This window comes from Streptomyces sp. NPDC028928 (genome assembly GCF_055564915.1).
The window spans coordinates 1,385,960-1,393,718 of record NZ_JBVHVI010000001.1 but is presented as its reverse complement, the minus strand read 5'-3'; the positions used below and the strand labels follow the sequence as shown (position 1 = coordinate 1,393,718).

General features: G+C 71.2%; 5 protein-coding genes. 2 read left to right on the top strand and 3 right to left on the bottom strand.

The features are described 5' to 3' along the window. The first annotated feature begins 322 nt into the window (after positions 1-322). On the top strand, positions 323-955 hold the full coding sequence (locus ACZ4U1_RS05835; RefSeq protein WP_467899994.1) for a lasso peptide biosynthesis B2 protein: 633 nt from the start codon (positions 323-325) through the stop codon (positions 953-955). Between the two features lie 10 nt (positions 956-965). Beyond that, the gene (locus ACZ4U1_RS05830) at positions 966-2,774 is read left to right on the top strand and encodes an asparagine synthase-related protein (protein ID WP_467899991.1); all 1,809 of its coding nucleotides are present in this window, start codon (positions 966-968) and stop codon (positions 2,772-2,774) included. On the opposite strand, the gene ACZ4U1_RS05825 is transcribed toward ACZ4U1_RS05830, so the two are convergent. From ACZ4U1_RS05825 to ACZ4U1_RS05815, 3 genes are all read right to left on the bottom strand, one after another. Continuing rightward, a complete protein-coding gene (locus ACZ4U1_RS05825) occupies positions 2,758-4,047 on the bottom strand; it encodes a hypothetical protein (protein ID WP_467899989.1) in 1,290 nt (429 codons plus the stop codon). The genes ACZ4U1_RS05830 and ACZ4U1_RS05825 overlap by 17 nt on opposite strands. A gap of 196 nt (positions 4,048-4,243) precedes the next feature. After that, positions 4,244-5,611 carry a cellulase family glycosylhydrolase gene (locus ACZ4U1_RS05820; RefSeq protein WP_467899987.1) on the bottom strand — a complete coding sequence of 456 codons (1,368 nt, stop codon included), beginning with the start codon at positions 5,609-5,611 and terminating at the stop codon, positions 4,244-4,246. A gap of 119 nt (positions 5,612-5,730) precedes the next feature. Beyond that, the gene (locus ACZ4U1_RS05815; RefSeq protein WP_467899985.1) at positions 5,731-7,749 is read right to left on the bottom strand and encodes a beta-galactosidase; all 2,019 of its coding nucleotides are present in this window, start codon (positions 7,747-7,749) and stop codon (positions 5,731-5,733) included. Positions 7,750-7,759: the final 10 nt, after the last annotated feature.

The following is a 7,759-nucleotide window of genomic DNA, read 5'->3' as shown; positions in this document are numbered from 1 at the left end:
TACCCCGCCGCCCCCCCCCCCCCCCCCCCCCCCCCCCCCCCCCCCCCCCCCCCCCCCCCCCCCCCCCCCCCCCCTGCGCGTACCCCGCAGCGGCCGTGCGACAGGGAAGTTGCGAGGTGTGCGGGGCGGAGTAGCCTGGATTTGATCGACGCCACCCGGTTCTGGAGGTAGGCGATGTTCATCCGATTGCTGCGGCTGCGTATGCCGCGTGGCCTTGTTCTTCTCGGCGGTGGCCGTCTGATCCGGGGTTACAGCGGCGGCGACTACGACGGTCACGGGTACCAGGCCTGAGTCCGTGCACCGGGGCGTGGGAGGTTGTGCGGTGACACAGGACCCCGAAGCCCTGGTGGCCATGACACGGATCCTCAAACCGCACTGCCGCGTCACCAGGCTGTCCGCGGGGGCGCTCATCGCCGACTGGAAGCGGACGCGATTTCTCGGAATGACGGCGGCGGACGTCGAGAAGTTCGCCGCCGGAAGCCACGAGAGCGACGAAAGGTCCGAGGAACGTGCGGAACTCGTCGCCGGTCTCGTCCGAGCCGGATGCGCGACGCCCCGCCGGCAGGCGGACACGGACGCCGAGGTCGGACTCTGGCTGCGCAGCGCGCACCTGACGATCCGCACGCTCGGGTTCGGGCGGGTCCTTCGGCTCATGCCCTTGGCGGCCCCCGCGTACGGCCGGACGGACACCCCTTGTGCGGCGGACGTGGCACGGTTGAAGCGGGCGGTTCACACGCACAGCCGGAGAAGCTGGCTCGTCAACGGCGACTGCAAGGCCGAGGCCGTCACGGCCTTCGTCCTGTTGCGGCGGCGCGGTTTCGAGGCCGTCCTCCATGTCGGTGTGCGCGAGCACCCGTTCGCCCTGCACGCCTGGACGTCCGCGGCCGGCCTGTGCATCCCGGACGCCGATCCGCGAGGGCACGCCTTCACACCGGTCCTCTCGATCGGCTGCTGAGGGCGTCGACGTGGAAGCGCTCCGAGTCGAGTTCGCCGGGGGCGCCCCCGTGCTCCGGACGGCCGAGGCCATGGTCCGGCAGGGACTCGTGACGACGGTGTCCTCGCCGGCCGGCACCGCGGCGGTCGTCGGCTGGACCGGCTCGGTCCACGACCGCGTGGCGGGCGCACGTGCTCTCCTCGGCGCCTTCGCCCGGCCGGGGTCCGAACCGCCACTGCCGCCCGGTGACTACGCCGCGGTCCTGGTGTACCAGGACCGCGTCCTGCTGATGCGGGACGAGCAGGCACGTATCCCGTTGTTCTTCAGGCAGTCCGGCGGCCGGGTGAGCGCGGTCAGCACCTCGGCCCGCGGCCTGGGCAGCGCCACGGAGCTGGAACGCCGCTACTTCTGCCGGTACCTGACCGGGAACATGGCGCAACCGCACACGGAGCTGAGCCCGTTCACCGGGGTGCACCGGATCCTCGGCGGCGAGGTGGTCGAGCTGTCCGGCACCGGGCGGAGGCGCGGCCGGCGGCTGAGCCATACCGCCGCGTGCACCGACGTTCAGCGGATGGCGGACGGATCCGGTCCGGGGCAGGAGTTGCGCCGCGCGCTGGAGCACGCCGTCGGGCGCCGCCTCGGCCGGACGGTCGCCTGCCATGTCTCCGGCGGCACCGACTCCACCAGCGTCGCGTTGCTCACGGCGCGTCTCCTGGCCGCGGGACGAGGCGCCACCGGGGACCTGGTCCTGCTCACCGGGCGCTTCGGCGGGGGAGAGCTGGCCGGGGAGCGGCCGTACCTGGAGGAGGCGGTGGAGGCGGTCCGCGGACTGGCACCCGACGCCCGCCCGGTGATCGTCGACGCCGACGACGTGGCCGACTTCGATGACTTCCTGTACCACGCAGGGGACTCGGACGAGCCTCACGCCCACGCCTTCCGTGCCCCGTTCTGGAGCAGGCTGCACGCCGCCGCGGCGGAGCTGGGCTGTGACACCCTCCTGACCGGATGCGGCGCCGATCCGATCGTGGACGCCAACCTGTTCCATCTGCACCGGCTGGCCCGCTCCGGGCGACTCCGGCAGATGACGCGGCAGTCGCGGGCGTGGGCAGTGGCGAGCGAACGGGGGGTGCGGGACGTCGTCCGCACCCACGTGGTGGGCCCGGCGTTTCCGTTGACGGCCGAACGGATCACCAGGCTCGTCCACCGTGGCACGGTCCTCGGGGGCCTCGGCCACTTCACCCGCCCGCCCTGGCTCCGACGCGCATTCGCGCGGGATCACGGCTACCACGCGGAGGCCGTCGACGAGAGCCGCTTCCTGTTCGGGCGCGAGCCGGAACAGTCGCTCTACGACGCGGCGAACTACCTCGCCGCACCCGACCCGCTGTCCTGGCGCTGCGCACGGCAGAACGGGTTCTTCCTCTCGCACCCCTTCCTCGACCCGGAGGTCATCGCCGTGATGCGCCGCCTCCCCGCCGACGCCACCTTCCGTCCGGGCCCTCCGAAGGCGGTGCTGCGTGAGGCCATGGCGGATCTGCTCCCGCCCCGGATCCGCGACCGAACGGACAAGATCCCCTTCAACGAGCCCTACGTCCGTGGCCTGCGGGCGTACGGCGACCAACTCATCGACCTCTGCCGCTCGGCACGGCACCCGCTCATCGCGGAGATGTTCGACATCGACACGCTCTGCCAGGCGGTGCGGGAGGCCCGGCTGGGCCTGGGCGACTCCGCCTCCTGGGACCGTATGAACGGCTCGCTCGCTCTGGTGGTGTGGCTCGAGCGGCTGCTGGACGAGCGTCCATCAGCGCCCGGCGCGGCCGTGCCGGTCATCGTTGGTCCTTGATGTCCCACAGAGTTCTCTGGACCGGGCCCGTCTCGACCGAGCGCACGCCGTAGCGGTTCTCCACCACTTCCTGGGGCTCGTCCTTGTCCTCCGCCGCTTTGATCGATTCGCTGATGATGACGCCATGCTGACCGAACCGCCAGTAAACGGTGATGGTCCGAGGCTTCCTCGTTCTCGCGTCGATCGAGTTGTTCTCCCTGATCCGACCCGCGTAGACGATGGCGTCGAAGTCGTCCTTTTTCACCCATCCGGGCACGTGGGCGTCTTCCCAGGAATACCCCTTCCGGTCGAGTTGCCGCAGAGAAGAGAGGTCCTTGCGTGTGAGGTGCGCACTGGCGTAGAAAGTCAGCTGGTCGTACGGGGTGTCGAGGGGGAGTTGTACGACGACTCGCGCCGAGAACGTGTCCTTGGCGTAGAACCACCGTCCGAAGGGCATCCATGGCTGAGCCGACACCAACAGTCCGGGCTGGTGGATCTCCCAGCGGGAGACTGGATTGGACGCCCGGTACTTCGCCCATGCCTTCGCGTCGGCTCGCCACTTCTGAGGGGGCCGGTCCTCCGGGCTCAGCGGTACGTGCTCCCCCATGGCGTGGAATTCAGTGCCCAGAACGTAGAAAGCCGCATCCCCGGGGTTATCGATCTTGATGTCCACCGGCACGGAGAACGTCGTGCGGTTCGCATTCTTCATGGGTTTTCCCACGTTCAGTTCGATGACAGGCGTGGTTTCGTGCTGGGACGGCTGGTAGAGGTTCTGGTAGCCGAAGTTCGCCACCGCGATGACCGTGGTGACGACCAGCGTGGCGGCCACCCGCTTGGGAGCGGGGATCGCGACCGATGTGCGGCACACCGCGAAGACGGCCCAGGCCGAGCCCACCGTGAGGAGGATGAACAGCGCCTTGAAGTACCAGTAATCGCCGTCCTTGAGGATCTCGGCCATGACGAGGAGGTTGGTCAGCGCGGCAGCGAACGCGCCGATCAGCGTGACCACGCCGGAGTGCTCGTACTTGTGCCACAGCCAGTGGTCCGCGGCCGCGAAGGCGCCCAGCAGCGCGGTGAAGGCCACCACGATGAGTACGGCACCGGTGATGCGGCCGTCGAACGTCAGCGCGCCCATGAAGTCCTCGTAGCCGAACCAGCCCAACAGGCCGGCCGTAGCCAGGAGGACCAGGATGATCAGTGCCAGGGACACCCGCGAGGGCCGGCACTCCGCTTTCGCCAGCGTGCGCTGCGCCCGCAAGCGCGAGCTGTTGGCTGCATTGGGGTGAATCCTCACACCACCACCGCCGGTAAGAGCACAACGGGTCCGAACCGGCGCGACTCAACGCTTTCCACGGGGTGCCTCCTTCGCGGCCCGCGGCGGACCGGCAGATCTGCCACCAGGGATGCGTACTCATCCTCGGTGGTGATCGGTCCGCTCGCCATCCCCGTGCCTCCGGACGGGCGCTGGGTTCCCTCGGCAGGCTGCGTGGTCAGTCCCGCTCCACGGTGACGGTGACCTCGCTGTCCGGGGCGGCCAGCACCCGGGCCCGGCCCGCCGGCCCGCGCAGGACGCGTGCGTCGCCGTCGGCCGTGATCCGCCAAGTGCCGGGCGGGAGGGACAGGGCGGTCACCCGGGGCCCGGCGGGGGTCGTGCGGTAGGACAGCCGGTACACGCCGGTCCCGGAGTCGTACCCGGCGGAGCGGACCGTGCCCGCCACGGTCTCCGCGTACGGCTCGGCGGTCAGCTCCTTGTTGGTGCGGAAGGCGCCCGTGTCGTCCACCGCGCAGTACCCGCCGCCGTAGCACCAGACGTAGCCCGCCCAGCCGGAGGCGTAGCGGCTCAGGGAGGCCATCGCGTCACGGTAGAAGCGGTTCATGTGGGGCAGGGCGTTGTTCAGCGGACCCCATTCGCCGACCACCACCGGGACCCCGTACCGCTTCGGGTACTCGGTGACGGCCCGCTCGTAGGCCTCGATCCAGCCGGCTCCGGGATCGTAGTCGGCGCCCGCCTCCATGGCGGTGTTGTAGAAGTGCGGCGCGTACACGACCCGGGGATCCTCGATGCGGCCCAGACCCGTGGGCACGCCCTCACCCACGATCGGGGTCGGCTCGACGAACAGCCAGGCGTCCCGGTCGGCCGGACGGACGGCGCCCGCAAGGCGGTTGTACATCGGGGTGAGCTGGTCGCGTTCGATGCGGCGCGCGGCCGTCGCCAGGTCCTCTCCCGGTTTCTGTTCACCCATCGGCTCGTTGATCAGGTCGTAGCCGAGCACGGCCGGATGGTGGGCGAAGCGGGCGGCCAGCGTGCGCCACATCGCGGCCTGGGCGCGCCGGAGGTCCGCGTCCCGGTAGAGGTGGGTGAAGGCGCGCTGCACGGCGGGCTCGAAGTACTCGGCGAACCAGTCGTCCGGGTGCGGGGTGAAGGGCAGTCCGTCGGTCCTGGTCGCCCACTCGGGTATGCCGCGGTGGCCGAAGGCGGGGCCGAACACGTCCTGGTGGGCGTCGATGACGACCTTCACGTCATGGCGGTGGGCCCAGTCCAGGACGCGCTCGATCTTCCGGAGGTAACCGCGGCTGTAGTGCCCGGGGGTCGGCTCCAGGTCGTCCCAGAAGACCAGCAGCCGGGCGAAGTCGAAGCCCTGGGCCCGCATGTCGCGCAGGTGGCGTTCGGTGATGGCGGTCAGGGCCGCCTCGCCTCGGTGCGTCTTGTCCTCGATGTTCCAGCCGTGCAGGGTGAGCACCCGCCCCTGCCGGTCGGTGAGCGGCGGGATGCCCGGCCCGGTCTCCTCGGCGTGGGCGGTGGCGGGGGCCAGCAGGGCGGCGAGGACCGCGCCCGCCGTGAGTATCGCTCGCAACACAGGAAACCTCCGGGGAGCCGGCCTAAGTTCTGTGACTTCGCGTGCAGTTCGAGCTGAACACTCCCGTGCTATCAGCCGAGCGAGGAGAGAACCAGTACGAAGGCCCGGCTGGACGCGGGTCACTGACCGCGCGGCTCCCGGACCACGGCCACGTCCCCGGGCGCGACGGCGACCGTGCGGGCGGTCTCCTTGCCGGTGAGCAGTTCCAACGAGCCAGGCGCCACCGGAAGTTCGGCTCCCTGGCCGGTGTGGTCGATCACGAACAGGTAGTCCGCCTCGGGGCCGCGCCGGCGGACCACCTCCACACCGGGTGGGGCCGTGCGTACCGGCTCCACGCCCGCCTCCGCACGGATGCGGTCCAGCAGCGCGGCCAGCGTGGCCGGGTCCGGCAGGGTGGCCAGGTACCAGGCGCTGCCGGTGCCGTGCGGGCGGCGGGTCACCGCGGGGACACCGGTCAAGGGGCCGTCCGCGTACGAGACGACCGTGTCGGCGCCCGCCGGTCGCAGCCGCTCCGACCACAGCGTGCCCGTCGCCCCTTCCGGGACCGCACCGGTCAGCGCGACCGACTCGCCGGGCAGCAGGGGGAACGGTTCGTCGGAGCGGACGCCCAGTACCTCCCGGAAGGCTCCCGGGTGACCACCCAGCCGCACATGGCAGTTCTCGTCCACGGTCCCGCTGTGGAAACCGACGGCGAGGGTGCCGCCGCGCTCGGCGTACCCGGACAGGTTCGCCGCGCCCGCGTCGTCGACCAGGTACAGGTTCGGGGCGAGCACCAGCCGGTACGCCGACAGGTCCGCGTCCGGCGCCACGAAGTCCACGGCCACCCCGGCCCGCCACAGCGGCTCGTACCAGGCCCGCACCAGGTCCAGGTGGCGCAGCTCGCCGCTGGGCTGGGCGGGCAGCTCCAGCGCCCAGCGGGCGGTGTAGTCCCAGACGATCGCCACCTCGGCCGGGGAGGTGCTGCCGCGCACCTCCGCCAGTGCCTTCAGGTCGGCGCCCAGGCGGACCACGTCCTGCCAGATCCGGCTGTCCGTCCCGGCATGAGGCACCATCGCCGAGTGCCACTGCTCGGCACCCGCCTTCGACTGCCGCCACTGGAAGAACGCGATGCCGTCCGCGCCGCGCGCCACGTGCGCGAGCGCGTTGCGCCGCAACTCGCCCGGCTTCTTCGCCCGGTTGACCGGCTGCCAGTTCACCGCGCCGGTGGAGTGTTCCATCAGCAGCCACGGACCGCCCGCCAGCGAACGGGTCAGATCGCCGCTCAGCGCTATGTCGATCTGCGACTCGGGGTCGGTGGAGATCAGGTAGTGGTCGTTGGAGACGATGTCCAGCTCCGGCGCCCAGCGCCGGTAGTCGAGGGCGTCGAAGGTCGCCATCACCATGAAGTTGGTGGTGGCGGGGACCGCCGGCGCCGCCGCCCGCAGCACGTCCCGTTCCGCCGTGCACAGCGACAGCAGCTCGTCGGAGCAGAACCGCCGCCAGTCCAGCTGGTGCGTCGGGTTGGGTACGGCACCGGTGGCGCGCGGCGGGAGGATCTCCTCCCAGTCGTAGTACCACTGGGACCAGAAGGCCGTCCCCCAGGCGTCGTTGAGGGCGGCCAGGTCGTCGCCGTACCGCTCCCGCAGCCAGCGCCGGAAGGCCGCCGCGCTGGTGTCGCAGTAGCAGGCCGCGTTGTGGCAGCCGTACTCGTTGTGCACGTGCCACATGCGGACCGCCGGGTGGTCCGCGTACCGCTCGGCGAGCGCGCCCGCGATGCGCAGCGCGGCCCGACGGTAGGCGGGCGAGGAGGGGCAGAAGGTCTGGCGGCTGCCGTAGGAGAGGGTACGGCCGTCCCGGTCCACCGGCAGCGCCTCGGGATGGGCGCGGAAGAACCAGGCCGGCGGTGCCGCCGTGGGCGTGGCCAGGTCGGCGGCGATGCCGTTCTCGTGCAGCAGATCCAGGATCTTGTCCATGCGCGAGAAGTCGTACACGCCCTCGGCCGGCTCCAGCAGCGCCCAGGAGAAGATGCCGACGCTGACCAGGTTCACCCCGGCCTCGCGCATCAGGCGCATGTCCTCGGCCCACACCTCCTCGGGCCACTGCTCGGGGTTGTAGTCGCCGCCGTAGGCGAGACCGGGGACGGACAGGGTGCGCTTCACGGTGATCTCT